Below are 14,298 nucleotides of genomic sequence, written 5' to 3'. Positions count from 1 at the left end.
CACAATCGGACGCACGCGACGCCGACGAGTCCGACGCGGGCGCATCTGACGCCGACGAATCAGACGCGGGCGAATCAGACGCGGCGAGGGCGGCGTCGCCGACCGCGCCACCCCCGCCGCGTCGCTCAGTGCGCGCCCGCCGCTGTCGGCTCGGAGCGCTGTCCCGCGATGTCGCTGCCCGCTTCCATCGGATGCGTGACGTCGTCGGCGTCGCGCCCCTTGCCGATGTGGTTGAAGAGCAGGTTGAGCACGACCGCCGCGACACAGCCCGTCGAGATGCCCGAGTCCAGGATGATCTTCGCGTTCTCCGGGAACGCGTGGTAGAACTCCGGCACCGCGATGGGGATCAGGCCCACGGCGAGCGAGACGGCCACGATGAGGACGTTGTTGTCCTTGTCCAGGTTGGCCTTGACCAGGGTCTGGATACCGCTGGCCGCGACCGAGCCGAACAGCACGACGCCGGCTCCGCCGAGCACCGGGCGCGGCACGACGGCGATCAGCGACGCCGCCATCGGGCACAGGCCCATCAGGACGAGGAAGCCACCGCCGACCGCGACCACGTACCGGCTGCGGATCTTCGTCATCGCGACGAGGCCGATGTTCTGGGCGAACGCGCTGCACATGAACCCGTTGAACAGCGGGCTGATGGCGGTGCCGAGGGTGTCGGCGCGCAGCCCCGCCGCGATGGTCTTCTCGTCGGCCGGGCGGTCGACGATCTCACCCAGGGCGAGCATGTCCGCCGTGGACTCGGTCATCGAGACCACCATGACCACGATCATCGAGACGATGGCCGCGCCCGCGAACTGCGGGGCGCCGAAGTGGAACGGGGTCGGGAAGCCGATGATGTCCGCGTCACCGACCGGCGAGAAGTCCGTGGCGCCGAACGGGATCGCGATGACGGTGCCGATGACCAGGCCGAGCAGGACCGCGATCTGCTTGACGAAGCCCGTCGTGAAGCGCCGGATGATCAGCACGATCACGAGCGTGATCCCGGCGAGTGCCAGGTTCTTCATGGAGCCGTAGTCCGGCGCCTTGGCGTCGGGTCCCTGCGCCCAGCCGAACGCGACCGGCATCAGTGAGACACCGATGAGCGTGATGACCGTGCCGGTGACGACCGGTGGGAAGAACCGGACCAGCTTCGAGAAGAAGGGTGCGGCTATGAAGCCGAGCACACCCGCGACGATCACGGCGCCGAAGATGATCGGCAGCGCGTCGTCCTTGTCCTTCGTGGAGCCGACGACGGCGAGCATCGGGGCGACGCCTGCGAAGGTCACTCCGTTCACGAACGGCAGCCGGGCGCCGATCTTCCAGATGCCGAGCGTCTGCAGGAAGGTCGCGAGGCCTGCCGTGAACAGGCAGGCGCCCGTCAGGAAGGTCAACTCCTTCGGGCTGAGCCCGATCGCCGCGCCGACGATGAGCGGGGGCGCGACCACGCCCGCGTACATCGCGGCCACGTGCTGCAGACCGGTCGTCGCCATCTTCAGCGGTGGCAACTTCTCGTCGACCGGATGTTTGGTATGCCCCGTACGGACGTCCTCGGACTCGGCGGGGGTCGTGCCTTGCTTGGTGAACCTGGGCTTCGACGCCACTGCGGCTCCTCCGGTTGTTTTCCGGCCCCGGCAGGCAGCCGGCGCTTTTCGCTTCTGGGAGGTGGTGCAAGGTGCAAGGTCGTAACTGTGGTGCTTCGATGTTCAGTTGTTGTGCGCCCAGGTATTACTTGCCGCCCCGGGAACGTGAAGCTTTGGGCCACGTTCCCGGGGCGGCACTCGAGCTGCCCGCTCGGCAGCTCGAGTCCCCGGCCAGGGGCCGTCCCCCCTGACCGGAGTCTCAACTCGTCAGCCCTCGGCGGCAATCCGCGCGAGTCGCTGCGCCTCCTCCCGCGTGGAGCGGGCGATGGCGTCCTCGTCGACGTGCAGCAGGTGGCTGTTCTCGACCACCGGGCGGCCGTTCACGAGGGAGAGGGTGACCGGTGCGGCCGCGCCGAAGACGAGCGCGGTCACCGGGTCGGCGATCGATGCGTGGGCGAGGGTGTCCATCCTCCACAGCACCAGGTCGGCCAGCTTGCCGGTTTCGAGCGAGCCGATCTGGCTTGCCCGGCCCATGACTTGGGCTCCTCCGTACGTCCCGAGGCGCAGCGCCTGACGGGCGTTCAGGGCCGCCTCGCGGTGTGCGCCGAGGCGGTTGACGAGGAGGGCGTTACGGAGTTCGGTGTGCAGCTCACCCGACTCGTTGGAGGCGGTGCCGTCGACGCCGAGGCCGACGGGCACGCCGGCCGCGAGCATGTCGGGGACGCGGGCGATTCCCGCTGCCAGTCGGGCATTTGAGGACGGGCAGTGCGCGACGCCCGTCTTCGTACGCGCGAACGCGGCGATGTCGGAGTCGTTCATGTGGACGCTGTGCGCCATCCACACGTCCTCGCCGAGCCAGCCCGTCGACTCGAAGTAGTCGGTGGGGCCCATGCCGAACAGCTCGTGGCAGAACTTCTCCTCCTCGACGGTCTCGCTGCCGTGGGTGTGCAGACGGACGCCGAGCGAGCGCGCCAACTCGGCGCCCTGCTTGAGGAGTTCGGTGGAGACGGAGAACGGGGAGCAGGGGGCCACGGCCACCTGCGTCATCGCGTCGAAGGAGGCGTCGTGGTGCTTCTTGACCGTCTCCTCGGTCGCGGCGAGCGCGCCGTCGAGGGTCTCGACCGCGAAGTCCGGCGGCAGTCCGCCGTCCTTCTCGCTGCGGTCCATGGAGCCGCGCGCCAGGGTGAAGCGCACGCCCGTCTCGGAGGCGGCCCGGATGATCGATCCGGACAGGTCGCCGGTGCCCTTCGGGAACACGTAGTGGTGGTCCATGGCGGTGGTGACACCGCCGCGGGCCATCATCGCGAGGGAGCCCTGCGCCGCCGCGTATGTCATCTGCTCGTCGATGCGCGCCCACGTCGGGTACAGCGTCTTCAGCCAGTTGAACAGGTTGTGGTCCGTCGCCAGGCCACGGGTGATCCACTGGTAGAAGTGGTGGTGCGTGTTGACGAGGCCGGGTGTGGCCAGGTGGCCGGTGCCGTCGATCCGGCGGACGACGTTCTCGAGTCCCTCGGGGGCCTTGCCCGCCCCGATGGACTCGATCTTGTTGTCCGCCACGACGATGTGGCCCGAGGCGTACTCGGTGTCGTGCGCGTCGACCGTCGCGATGGCGACGTTCTCGATGACGATGCGGTTTGCCGTGGCAGGAGCCATGGTGCTGCTTCCTTCAGTCGGTGTGACGTGTGGGCACGGCAGGACCCTAGGAAGATTTGAGTGCCGCGGCGGCACTTGCCCCGCCGCGGGTGCCGAGATGGTGGAAGAAAAGGTTCAGCGAGACGGCGACGAGCGCGCCCGCGCTGATTCCGGAGCCGAGCACGGTCTGCGCCCAGGCCGGGAAATCGGCGTAGAAGCTCGGTGCGGCGAGCGGGATGATGCCCGCGCCGAGCGAGACGGCCACGAGGATGATGTTGGAGCTGTCGTCGAGGCCCGCTTCGGAGAGCGTACGGATGCCGCTGACGGCGATCGAGCCGAACAGCACGATGCCCGCGCCGCCCAGGACGGGCATGGGGACCATGGAGACGACCGCGCCGAGCATCGGGAAGATGCCGAGGATCAGGAGGGTGCCGCCGGCTACGGCGACGACGTAGCGGCTGCGCACCTTGGTCAGGGAGACGACGCCGACGTTCTGCGCGAACGCGGAGGTCGGCAGGCCGCCGAAGATCGGTCCGATGAAGGTGGCGATGCCGTCGGTGCGCAGACCCCGGGTGATGGTCTTTCCGTCGCACTCGCGCTCGCAGATCTCACCGATGGCGAGCATGCCGGCGCTCGACTCGGTCATCAGGACGAGCATGACGAGGCAGAGCGAGATGATCGCGGCGGGCTGGAACTCGGGGGCGCCGAAGGAGAACGGCGTCGGGAGCGCGGCCACGGGCGCCGACTTGAGGGAGCTGAAGTCCGCCATGCCGAACGGGATCGCGGCGAGCGTGCCGATCAACATGCCGAAGAGCAGGGCGACTTGCTTGACGAAGCCCTTGCCGAAGCGCTGGATCAGCAGGATGACGACGAGCGTGAAGGCGGCGAGGGCGAGGTAGCGCATGTCGCCGTAGTCGGCGGCGGTCTTGTCGCCGCCCTGGGCCCAGCCGACGGGCACGGGCATCAGGGTCACACCGATGAGGGTGATGACGATGCCGGTGACGAGCGGCGGGAAGAACCTCAACAACCGCCCGAAGAAAGGTCCGATGGCGAGACAGAAGACACCCGCGACCATGACTGCCCCGTAGATGGCGGGGAGTTGGTCGCCTTTGGCGTTCGTCTCGGCGATGGCGAGCATCGGTGCGATGCCCGCGGAGGACGCGGCGTTGACGAAGGGCAGCCGGTTGCCGACGAAGCCCTTGACGCCGAGCGTCTGGAGCAGGGTGGCCAGGCCCGCGATGAGCAGCGACGCGGCGATCAGCCGGGTCTGGCCCGCGGTGTCGAGGCCCACGGCCTGGCCGATGATGAGCGGCGGTGTGACGACGCCGGCGTACATGGCGGCGATGTGCTGGAGTGCGGCGGGCGCGAGCCGCGACGGGTGGAGCTTCTCGTCCACCGGGTGCACCCGCGAACCGGTGGACTCCGGTTCGGCGCTTCCCGATGGGGTGGAACACGGGCCCTCGGCTTCAGCCGGCCCCTTTGCTGGCACTGCCATTGCTATGTTCCCTCCGGTGCGGCGCACCCCCGCCGACTGCGGGGTGACGGGGGTGCGCTACCGCGTCCGTGAACGCCTGATGCGGCGTCAGAGGTTGGTCATGTCGACCGGGATGCGCTGGTCCGCGCCGTCCCTCAGGATGGTGGCCTCGATGAGGCCGTAGGGGCGGTCGGCGGCCCAGTACACGGCGCCGTCCTTCGCCTCGTTCTCCAGACCGAAGGCCGACAGGTCCTGCCGGAAGTGGTGCTTGTTCGGCGCGGAGAAGCGGATCTCGTCGATCTCGCTGCGGTTGTTGATGACGCGCGAGCCCATCTGGAAGAGGGTCTGCTGCAGCGACAGCGAGTACGTCTCCACGAAGGCCTGAAGAATGTGCTTCTTCGACTGCTCGTAGGACTTGTTCCAGTTGGGCGTGCGCTCGTCGTCGACGCCCGTCCAGTTGTGCCGCCACCAGGTCGACAGCGACGTCGCGAGGATGCGGTCGTAATCCTCCTTGAGCGTCGTGTACTTGTCCTTGATGTAGCCCCAGAACTCGGAGTTCGTGGTGTTCATCACGGTCAAGTCCTTGAGCCCGCTGAGGACTTCGAACTTCTGGCCGTCATAGGTGACCTGGACGAGGCGCGTCTCCATGCCCTTGCGGACGAAGGAGTGCTTGACCTCGTCGGAGCCGATGAACTTGGAGCCCGCGTCGGAGCCGGCGATGCGCTCCCACGAGTACTCCTCGATGCGGATGCGCGCCCGGTGGATGGACGGCTGGCTCTCGACGAAGTGCCGGGCCAGCTCGATCCCGTACTGCTCCGCCGACTCGATGCCGTGTTCCTTGGCGAAGGCGAAGCAGGTGTTCTTGGTGGTGTCCGTCGGCAGGCAGTTGGCGTTCGACCCGGTGAGGTGGACGTCGTCGAGGTCACCGCTGAGGGCGACCGAGACGTTCAGGTCCTTGATGTGGTGGGTGTCGCCGTCCCGCGTGATCTTTACGACTCGGTTCTCGGCCTTGCCGTACTGGTTGGATCCCAGAATCGTGGGCATGTCTGCTAGCTCCCTCGGTAAACGGAGTAGCCGAACGGGTTGAGCAGCAGCGGCACGTGGTAGTGCTCGCCCGGCGTGACGGCGAACGTGATCGCCACCTCCGGGAAGAACGCTCCGGTCGTGTCGCTGTCCCGATTCGCGGGGGCGTCCTGCTGCGCATCGGCTTGCTGGTTCTGCGTGTTGGCGGTCTTCTTCGCGAAGTACGCCTCGGTCTCGAAGTCGAGGCGTACGTGGGTGGTGCCCTCCGGCAGCGCCGGCAGGTCCTTGCAGCGCCCGTCCGCGTCGGTGGCACTGCCGCCGAGCGCCAGCCACTCGGCGCCCGAACCGGCGCGTGCCGCAAGGGAGATGGCGACGTCCCCGGCGGGGCGTCCGATGCTGGTGTCCAGAATGTGCGTGGACACCGATGCCGTGGTCTCGGTGCTCATCAGGCGTTCATTTCCTGTTCTTACGGTGCTTCTACGATGCGGGTCAGGCGGATGCGGTTGATCTTTCCCAGTTCGGTGCGGACGATCTCCCGCTCCTCATCGGCCGTGTGGCCGATCCGGGTCCTGAGCGCATCGAGCATCTGCTCCGCCGTGGCGCCGGTGGCGCAGATGAGGAAGACGTGGCCGAACGTGTCCTGGTACGCCAGGTTGAGCTCGAGCATCTCCTTCTTGAGCTCATCGGAGGCCCCCGCCATGCCGCGCTGTTCGCGCGACGACGTCGGGTCACCGGGCTTCGGGCGGCCGATCGGCGGGTGCCCCGCCATCGCCTCGGCGAGGTCGTCCGCGGTCAGTTCCGCCATCGCGGCGTCACTGGCGGTGAAGAGGGTCTCTGCTGAAGCGAAGGGGCGCTGGGCGAGAAGCTTGCTCCCCCACGCCGATGAAGCACACACCTCATGGAGCTCGGCCTGCGCCGCACTCTCGTCCGAGGTGTTGAACCGGGAAAGTCCCGGCGTGGAACCTGAAGTCACGGGGTGCCTCCGTGGCCTTGTGCTGGACGGGCTGCAGATAGCTAACGCCCCCGGAAACATCACGTCAACACTTTGTTGAAAACTCGGAGTTACAAAAAACCGCCGTCCGGATATCGGACAGCGGTGGGGGCGAGGGCGGTCGGCTCGGTATCGTCCCAGGTCAGGGCGTCTTGTCCCGGTTGAGATAGTTGTACACGGTGAAGCGGGAAACGCCGAGGGCGCCGGCCACGGTCTCCACACCGTGACGTACGGAGAACGCTCCGCGCGCCTCCAGGAGCCGTACGGCCTCCTGCTTCTGCCTGCGGTCGAGCGCGGACAGCGGGACTCCCTTGGTGCGCTCCATGGCGGCCAGGATGTGGTCCAGCGAGTCCGCCAACTGGGGCAGGCGCACGGCCACGACATCGGCCCCCTGCCACGCCAGTACGACATCGTCGGGGCCCGCGCCCTCCGGCGGCATCAGCTCCCCGCCCATGGCGTCGACCAGTGGCTTCACCGCCGTGACGAAGGCGTCCGTGGTGTCCCCGGTGTCGTTCACGCGTCGTCACCCTTCCCCGTGGGGTCCCCCACCACGTTGACCTGCAGCGAGATCCGCGTCGCCCCGCTTTCGAGGCTGCTGCGCAGCAGGGCGTCGACCGCGGTCAGCACTTCGTCCGCACCGCCCTGCGCGGTGTTGCCGAACGGCCCCACGTCGACCTCGTCGAGATCGGCCGCCTCGATGACCCGGCGTGCCGCGAGCGCGTGCTCGGGCGCCTCCTCCAAGTCGAAGGGCTCCGTCGTGAACTCCACTCTCAATCGCACGCGTTCAACCTAACCCGCATGGAGCGGTTACCGGGAGCCACCGTCGCGATCAGGCGGAGGTCAGGGCGCCGGGCACTTGCTGCCCGCGCTCTCGTACGTCCGGTAGAGCGGCGATCCGCCCCCGCTTCCCTCCGGGAACGTCACGATCGGTACCGGTTTGCACACCGGCCACTGGCCCACCCCGGACCCGGCGTCGCTCCCGTCGGCGTCGACGAACGTGAAGTCGCCGCTCGCGGCCTGCACGCACTGGGCGCAGTCGTCCTGTGGGCTGCCCTTGCGCAGCTGATCCTGGACGTCGTCGTTGGACACGTCGCCGTGCCCGCTCGTACTGGCCTGCTTCACGGCGTTGCTCACCGCGGCGAGGGCGTCGTGGTACATCACGGCGTACCCGTCGTTGAGGGCCTGCCGCTCCTCACCCGTGAAGGCGTCTTCGTAGGCGCTCGCGAACCGCCCGAAGTGCCGGGGTGTCTCCCCTTCGCCACGCTCCCAGCGCGGCGCGTCCACGGCGGCCGCCGTCACGATCCGGATGTGCAGCCGACGGGTCTTCTCGCCGATGGCGGGGGTCTCGGTGACGGGATCGCGGGCCGTGCTGACGCGCAGGATGCGCAGCGGGTCGTCGGACCGGTACCGGCAGGAGCTCGTCTCGTCGATGGCGTTCACGAAGGGTTCCAGGTCGGCGTCACGGCCGGCCAGGAACACCGTCCGCGTGCCGGCCCCGCACATCGCTTCCACCGACTTCTTGAAGTCCTGGGTGTCGCCCCGGGCCGGCCCCTTCCTGCCCTGGTACATCTCGACCGTCCGCCGCACCGGGTCGTTGGTGATGCCGTAGTCCTCACCGAACTTCTCCTGGAAGACCTCGCGCAGGTCGGAGACGTATTTGTCGTCCCGGTCGTCCGCGATCATGAACGTCTTGTCGCGATTGACGTCGTTCCGCTTCGCGTACTCCTTCAGGGCGTCGACGAGCTGGGCGTTGGAGGGCGACACCTTGAACAGGTACGGGTTCTCCATGTCGGTGGCGCTCAGCGCGGCGCTGACGGCCGGGATCCGGGCCTTCTCGAGGCTCTCCACGGATTCCAGGGTCATGCTGTCGCTGTTGGGGAAGCCGATGGTGGCGACGAGGGGAGCGCTCTTGTCGTCGGTCCGTGCGCTCAGCTCCTTGGTCACGCCCTTCCAGTGATCGAGGTATTCGCCCACGTTGGCGAAGAGGAGCCGGACCGCGCTGCCCTTGGTCGTCGCACCGTGGTTGTGCTCGTACTGCGCGATGTACGCACCCTGCAACGCGTGCAGGATCAGCTCCTTGGACATGGCCGCGCCCTTCGTCTGCGCGGTGTACGGCATGACGACGCCGACGCTCACCACCCGCCGCTGCGACGCGCTCGCCCGCGCCTCCTCGTTCTCGCGCGCGATGTCGCCCAGGACGTCCTCCAGGTCCTCGTCGAAGGCGTACGCCCGCGCGGTGACGCCGACGCATTCGTCCCCCACCCGCCGCAGGTCATGGTCCCGGGAGCAGTAGTTCCGGTTGTCCAGATACGTGCCCACGCCCCACCATGCCCCGCCGCCGAGCAGCGCCCCGACGACCACCCACAGCGCGATCACGTCGACCAGGCCGAACACCCGGAACCGGAGCCGCCGCGGCAGCCAGCGCCAGGTCCTGCGGTCCGTCCAGCGCCTCATGCCACGCCTCCCCAGCTGCGCTCCAGCGGCCAGTCCTCGCCGTCCCGCACGGCCCGCGGCCAGCGGACCGCCGCCTGGGCGAGGACGGCGCGCCCGGTCAGGTGCTGGGCGGACAGGAACGACAGGTCCTGCCCGATCCGGTCGGCCAGCACCCGGTCCGCCTCGGCGAGCTCGTCGGCGGCGTACCACAGCGCGTGCAGCAGCCGGTAGATCGCCCGCTTCTCCAGGCCCGCATCAGGGTCCGCCCGCGCCTGGAGCCGGTCCCTGCGCCCCTTGCCGACCTCCTGGCACTGCTCGAACCAGAGGTCACCGGGCGGGCGCGGCGCGTGCGCAACCGTCCGCAGCGCGCGCAGCCACTCCAGGGCGTCACCGTCGGAGCGCCCGAACTCGGCGTGCAGCCGGTCGACGACCTCCTGGGTCTCGCCCCCGGCCAGCCGGTGCCACAGGAAGCGGGCCCACTCCTCGCGCCCGGACCGCCCCGCGCGGCCCTCGGCCCGGCGCCGGTGGTGCTGGGCGAGCAGCCCGTGGGCGTCGCCCCAGCCGACGCCGCCCGCGCCGCGCCCGCTGCGCATCTGGTGCACGAGCAGCGCCCGCAGGAAGCGGTCCGTGATGAACGGCCGGCTGCCGGGCCCGCGCGACCAGCGCTCCCGCTCCAGCTGGGCGGCGATGCCGTCGGCCGCGGCCAGGTCGTCGATCCGCCGCGGTACCCACCGCTCGGCCAGCTGCTCGGCCGCCTCTCGGTCCCAGGCCAGCGAGAGCAGGCACAGCTCGTCGTGGTTCTCGCCGCCGACGAGGGTGTTGAGCAGCCGCCAGATGACCGACTCGCCTGCGCCGCCGGGCTGGTCCAGGTCGAGGAGTTGCTCGGCCGCCACCCACTCCTCGCCGCGCGCCTTGTGCACGACGGCGTCGCACATTCTGCGGGCCCCCATGGGGTGGCCGCGGGTCAGATCGTGCAGCGCCGTCGCGATGTACGGGTCGAACGTGACCCGCTCGTCGCTGCGCAGCATGCGCTCCACGTGTTCCGTGTCGAGCGGCGGCAGCGGCAGGAGCAGCACCCCCTCGGACGGCTCCGCACTGTCGCGGCTCCAGCGGGTGCGCGCCCCGACCTCCTGCAACGGCTGGCGGGTGGCCCGCGGGTACGGGGCGGTCTCCTGCTCCTCCTCGGGCGTCTCGTCATCGTCGTCGGCGTCGCCGCGCAATTCGGTGGCGAGTACGACGAGCGGGTCGCGGGCGCCGCGTTCCTGCAACGCGCGCTGTTCCAGGAGGAGTTCGAGGAAGTCGCGGCCGAGGTCGGTGTGTACGTTGTCGAGCAGGATCAGCGGCCGTGGTGCCCGGTTCCCGCGCCGCAGCCTCCCGTAGCGCACGTCCCTGAGGAACGCGGCCATCAGCATGCGTTCGACGCCGCGCCGAAAGCCTCGGCCCTGGTGGAACTCCTGACAGAGCCTGGCCACGGCCCGCGCGCGCTGGGCGGCCGGCACCCGGGGCGGCTCGGTGGCCGCGTCGGGCGGCATGCCGCGCAGCCGGTTGTCGCTCTCGCTGCGGTGGCTCTCGTACCAGCTGACGAGGTCGCGGGGGCCGAGCCTGCGCGTGCGGCGGCGGTACTGCCTGGCGAGGTAGGTGCGCACGGCCGCCTCGGGGAACTCGGCCGGGTCGGGCGAGCCGCCCTCCGCGGGCGCGGGCAGCGCGGGACGGAACAGCGCGTCCCAGGTGGGCGGGGGTTCGCCGGCCGGCCAGGGGCCCATGAGGGCGGCGGCGTGCCGGTCGGCGACGGTGAGTTCGTCGTCGATGCCGGGGCGCCGGGCCGAAATCACGGCGAGCAGTCCCGCGGTCGTCCTGGGGAAGCGCAGGCGGCCGAACCCGGCGACGGGGAGCGAGAGTTGGCGGACCAGCTCGACCAGCATCTCGACCACGTACGAGTTGTTGGCGATCTCGGGGCCCACCCGGGCCCGCTCCTCCAGGTCCGTGCAGTTGATGCGGGCGAAGGGGACCCGGGGTCCCGGCCAGGGGCCGGTGTCGGGGGCGTAGGCCCGCTGGAGGTCGTTCAGCATGGCGCTCTTGCCGGTGCCGTGCCGCCCGCTGAGCAGCACGACGGGCAGGTCGTCGGCGAACTCCCTGCGACGGCGCCGCCGGTGGCGCTCGCGTTCCAGGCCGATGAGGCGTGGCACCAGTTGGCTCAGGAGCGGCTGGCGCGCGTACACCTCGGGTATCTGGTCATCGGATCCGGTGGTGGGTACGCCGCTGGGCCCTCCGTGATCCGTCACGGCAGCCTCAGCGTCTGGCGGACGAAGTCGGCGAGGAAGCCGACCACCACCTCCTTGCCGACCGAGGCGCTCTCGCTCTGCAGCACGCCCGGGACGCGCTCCATGAAGCGCCGCACCAGGCCCTCGTCGGGCCGGTCGCCGCGGTCGATGGCGTCGGTCAGCTCGTCGGCGAGCGCGCGCACCTGCCGCAGTTCGCTGTCGCTCTCGGTCGCCTCGGGCAGCGACGACTGGACGAGCTGGGCCAGCTGCTCGTACGAGATCACGACGCCTTCGCCCTGTTCCGCCGGGCTGACGTGTACGGGCGCGGGCAGCTCCAGGTGGTTCCTGGCGTACTCCAGGTCCTCCACCGGGAGTTGGCGGCCGCAGTAGAAGGCCTCGCTGGCCCACAGGAAGTTCTCGGGGTGGGAGCCGTCGCCGCTGCGGTGCTGCCCGGCCCTGTCCCAGTACGCAAACAGGGCCGCCTTCGCGTAGCGGCGCCGCGCCTCCCGGTCGGCGTACGCCTCGTCCCAGACGGCGACCTCGGCGAGCCCCGCGGCGGTGGGGCTGACGAGGGGCGGGTCGGCGCCCGAGTCGTTGTGCTCGGTGAGCCAGCCGAGCGCGCCGAGGCGCCCCACGACATCGGCGACCAGGTCGACGCTGCACCGCTCGTGCGGCGCGAAATCGGCGCTGGCCACGCGGCTCGCCCCGCCCGTGCCGGTCTGCTCGACGAGCCAGCGCAAGAACCGCGCGGACGCGGCCCCCGTCTCGTCGTAGACCGGCGAGAGGCCGTTCGTCGGCACCGACCGGGATCCGCCCATCTCCCCCACAACTCCCGTGACTGGCAACGGGCGTTCACCTTCCCCGAACTTCGGGGCCAACACGTGTCACGGGCCGGTTTCTTGAAGCCCGGACGGACACCGGGGCGCGGCGAAATTCGACGACCCCTCTTGACAGTCACGAGGAGCTGCAGGCAATCTTCCATTACGCAGAAACGAACTTCCATAATACGGAAGTTCCACGATCTCGAAGATGAAGGGAGCGCGACCCACATGGGATTTGCAGACCAGCGCTTCAACGTCAACCTGTCGATCCTCTTCACCGAGCTCCCGCTCCTGGAGCGCCCCGCGGCCGCCGCCGCGGCGGGCTTCACCGCGGTCGAGCTCTGGTGGCCCTGGGTCGACGCCCCCACCCCCGAGCAGTCCGAGCTCGACGCCCTGCGCGCCGCGATCAAGGACGCGGGCGTCCAGCTCACCGGCCTGAACTTCTACGCGGGTCAGCTGCCCGGCCCCGACCGGGGCGCCCTGTCGATCCCCGGCGAGGAGAGCGAGAGGTTCCGCGCGAACATCGACGTCGCGGCCGACTTCGCGCAGTCCCTCGGCTGCACGGCGCTCAACGCGCTGTACGGCAACCGCGTCGAGGGCGTCTCCGAGCAGGAGCAGGACGAGCTCGCCCTGGAGAACCTGGTGCTCGCGGCCCACGCCGCCCACCGCGTCGGCGCCGTGCTGCTGATCGAGGCGCTGAACGCGCCGGAGTCGCCGAAGTGCCCGATCGTGAGCGCCCCCAAGGCGATCGAGATCGTGGACAAGGTGAACGCGGCGACCGGCCTCGGCAACGCCAAGTTCCTGATGGACCTGTACCACCTGTCCATGAACGGCGAGGACCTGCAGGCGATCATCAGCGCCCACACCGACAAGACGGCGCACGTGCAGATCGCCGACAACCCGGGCCGCGGCGCGCCGGGCACCGGCTCGCTCCCCCTCGAGGAGCTGCTGGACCAGCTGAAGAAGGCCGGCTACGAGGGCTACGTGGGCCTGGAGTACAAGCCGGGCGACGCTCCGAGCGCCGAGTCCTTCGCCTGGCTGCCCCACGAGCACCGCGCCGCCTGAGCCACCCGCGCCGCGGCAGGGCCATCAACTCATCGCCGTAACAACGCTTTTGGAGTCACCCTCATGAGCAACAACCTCCCCAAGGTCGCGTGGATCGGTCTCGGCATCATGGGCTCCCCCATGTCGGAGAACCTGATCAAGGCCGGCTACGACGTCACGGGCTTCACCCTGGAGCAGGACAAGCTGGACCGCCTCACGACCGCCGGCGGTACCGCCGCGAAGTCGATCGCCGAGGCCGTGCGCGAGGCCGATGTCGTCGTGACCATGGTTCCGGCCTCCCCGCAGGTCGAGGCCATCGCCTACGGCCCGGACGGCATCCTGGAGAACGCGAAGTCGGGCGCCCTGCTCGTCGACATGTCCTCGATCACCCCGCAGACGTCCGTGGACCTCGCAAAGGCCGCCAAGGGCAAGGGAATTCGCGTCCTCGACGCCCCCGTCTCCGGTGGCGAGGCCGGTGCGATCGAGGCCGTCCTGTCCATCATGGTCGGCGGCGACCAGGCCGAGTTCGACGAGGCCAAGCCGCTGCTCGACGCGCTCGGCAAGACCATCGTGCTGTGCGGTCCGCACGGCTCGGGCCAGACCGTGAAGGCCGCCAACCAGCTGATCGTCGCCGTGAACATCCAGGCGTGCGCCGAGGCCGTGGTCTTCCTGGAGAAGTCAGGCGTCGACCTGAAGGCCGCGCTCGACGTCCTCAACGGCGGCCTGGCCGGCTCGACCGTCCTGACCCGCAAGAAGGACAACTTCCTGAACCGGGACTTCAAGCCGGGCTTCCGCATCGACCTGCACCACAAGGACATGGGCATCGTCACCGACGCCGCCCGCAATGTCGGTGCCTCGCTCCCCGTCGGCGCCACGGTCGCCCAGCTGGTCGCCTCGCTGCGCGCCCAGGGCGACGGCGGCCTCGACCACTCGGCGCTGCTGCGCGCGGTCGAGCGCCTCTCGGGGGACCAGCCCAAGTAGGAGCCGGCCCCACAGTCTTCCGGGCCGTGGTGTCGCTGACACCTGTCCTGTCGCGCCCAGGCGCCGCCAC

13 protein-coding genes are annotated in these 14,298 nt (G+C 69.8%); 2 read left to right on the top strand and 11 right to left on the bottom strand.

Annotation, left to right across the window (positions count from 1 at the left end; genetic code table 11):
• Nucleotides 1-125: 125 nt before the first annotated feature.
• From ABT004_RS10845 to ABT004_RS10795, 11 genes are all read right to left on the bottom strand, one after another.
• The gene (locus ABT004_RS10845) at nt 126-1,478 is read right to left on the bottom strand and encodes a nucleobase:cation symporter-2 family protein (RefSeq protein ID WP_351334036.1); all 1,353 of its coding nucleotides are present in this window, start codon (nt 1,476-1,478) and stop codon (nt 126-128) included.
• 357 nt (nt 1,479-1,835) lie between these two features.
• Nucleotides 1,836-3,221 (bottom strand): 8-oxoguanine deaminase, encoded by a 1,386-nt coding sequence (locus ABT004_RS10840; RefSeq protein ID WP_351334004.1) that lies wholly within the window; start codon nt 3,219-3,221, stop codon nt 1,836-1,838.
• Nucleotides 3,222-3,267: 46 nt separating this feature from the next.
• Nucleotides 3,268-4,695: a nucleobase:cation symporter-2 family protein gene (locus ABT004_RS10835; RefSeq protein ID WP_351334001.1), complete on the bottom strand. Its 1,428-nt coding sequence runs from the start codon at nt 4,693-4,695 to the stop codon at nt 3,268-3,270.
• Between the two features lie 87 nt (nt 4,696-4,782).
• On the bottom strand, nt 4,783-5,718 hold the full coding sequence (pucL, locus tag ABT004_RS10830; protein WP_351333998.1) for a factor-independent urate hydroxylase: 936 nt from the start codon (nt 5,716-5,718) through the stop codon (nt 4,783-4,785).
• A 5-nt stretch (nt 5,719-5,723) separates the two neighbouring features.
• Nucleotides 5,724-6,143: a hydroxyisourate hydrolase gene (uraH, locus tag ABT004_RS10825; protein ID WP_351333996.1), complete on the bottom strand. Its 420-nt coding sequence runs from the start codon at nt 6,141-6,143 to the stop codon at nt 5,724-5,726.
• Between the two features lie 20 nt (nt 6,144-6,163).
• Nucleotides 6,164-6,670, bottom strand: coding sequence for a 2-oxo-4-hydroxy-4-carboxy-5-ureidoimidazoline decarboxylase (gene uraD, locus ABT004_RS10820; RefSeq protein WP_351333993.1), 507 nt, complete (start codon nt 6,668-6,670; stop codon nt 6,164-6,166).
• A gap of 160 nt (nt 6,671-6,830) precedes the next feature.
• The gene (locus ABT004_RS10815; RefSeq protein ID WP_451190003.1) at nt 6,831-7,142 is read right to left on the bottom strand and encodes a helix-turn-helix domain-containing protein; all 312 of its coding nucleotides are present in this window, start codon (nt 7,140-7,142) and stop codon (nt 6,831-6,833) included.
• A gap of 59 nt (nt 7,143-7,201) precedes the next feature.
• On the bottom strand, nt 7,202-7,468 hold the full coding sequence (locus ABT004_RS10810; RefSeq protein ID WP_351333988.1) for a hypothetical protein: 267 nt from the start codon (nt 7,466-7,468) through the stop codon (nt 7,202-7,204).
• A 60-nt stretch (nt 7,469-7,528) separates the two neighbouring features.
• Entirely contained in the window at nt 7,529-9,142 is a 1,614-nt protein-coding gene (locus ABT004_RS10805) for an ABC transporter substrate-binding protein (protein WP_351333985.1), read from the bottom strand.
• Nucleotides 9,139-11,403, bottom strand: a complete 2,265-nt coding sequence (locus tag ABT004_RS10800) for a hypothetical protein (protein ID WP_351333982.1) — start codon at nt 11,401-11,403, stop codon at nt 9,139-9,141. Before ABT004_RS10800 ends, ABT004_RS10805 begins: the two co-directional genes overlap by 4 nt.
• A complete protein-coding gene (locus ABT004_RS10795; protein WP_351333980.1) occupies nt 11,400-12,200 on the bottom strand; it encodes a hypothetical protein in 801 nt (266 codons plus the stop codon). Before ABT004_RS10795 ends, ABT004_RS10800 begins: the two co-directional genes overlap by 4 nt.
• A gap of 231 nt (nt 12,201-12,431) precedes the next feature.
• Between ABT004_RS10795 and ABT004_RS10790 the strand changes: the two genes are divergently transcribed.
• Both ABT004_RS10790 and ABT004_RS10785 read left to right on the top strand, forming a co-directional pair.
• A complete protein-coding gene (locus ABT004_RS10790) occupies nt 12,432-13,268 on the top strand; it encodes a TIM barrel protein (RefSeq protein ID WP_351333977.1) in 837 nt (278 codons plus the stop codon).
• Nucleotides 13,269-13,331: 63 nt separating this feature from the next.
• A complete protein-coding gene (locus ABT004_RS10785; RefSeq protein ID WP_351333974.1) occupies nt 13,332-14,228 on the top strand; it encodes a 2-hydroxy-3-oxopropionate reductase in 897 nt (298 codons plus the stop codon).
• Nucleotides 14,229-14,298 lie beyond the last annotated feature (70 nt).

Origin of the sequence: Streptomyces sp. NPDC002790, assembly GCF_040295505.1 — a bacterium.
Classification (GTDB): domain Bacteria; phylum Actinomycetota; class Actinomycetes; order Streptomycetales; family Streptomycetaceae; genus Streptomyces.
This window is presented reverse-complemented; position numbering and strand designations above follow the sequence as displayed.

Bases quoted from the DNA above. Each gene is read 5' to 3' on its own strand.
- ABT004_RS10785 (WP_351333974.1), top strand. From the start codon at position 13,332: ATGAGCAACAACCTCCCCAAGGTCGCGTGGATCGGTCTCGGCATCATG.
- pucL (WP_351333998.1), bottom strand. From the start codon at position 5,718: ATGCCCACGATTCTGGGATCCAACCAGTACGGCAAGGCCGAGAACCGA.
- ABT004_RS10795 (WP_351333980.1), bottom strand. From the start codon at position 12,200: ATGGGCGGATCCCGGTCGGTGCCGACGAACGGCCTCTCGCCGGTCTAC.
- ABT004_RS10845 (WP_351334036.1), bottom strand. From the start codon at position 1,478: ATGGCGACGACCGGTCTGCAGCACGTGGCCGCGATGTACGCGGGCGTG.
- ABT004_RS10790 (WP_351333977.1), top strand. From the start codon at position 12,432: ATGGGATTTGCAGACCAGCGCTTCAACGTCAACCTGTCGATCCTCTTC.
- ABT004_RS10835 (WP_351334001.1), bottom strand. From the start codon at position 4,695: ATGGCAGTGCCAGCAAAGGGGCCGGCTGAAGCCGAGGGCCCGTGTTCC.
- ABT004_RS10840 (WP_351334004.1), bottom strand. From the start codon at position 3,221: ATGGCTCCTGCCACGGCAAACCGCATCGTCATCGAGAACGTCGCCATC.
- ABT004_RS10805 (WP_351333985.1), bottom strand. From the start codon at position 9,142: ATGAGGCGCTGGACGGACCGCAGGACCTGGCGCTGGCTGCCGCGGCGG.
- ABT004_RS10815 (WP_451190003.1), bottom strand. From the start codon at position 7,142: ATGGGCGGGGAGCTGATGCCGCCGGAGGGCGCGGGCCCCGACGATGTC.
- uraH (WP_351333996.1), bottom strand. From the start codon at position 6,143: ATGAGCACCGAGACCACGGCATCGGTGTCCACGCACATTCTGGACACC.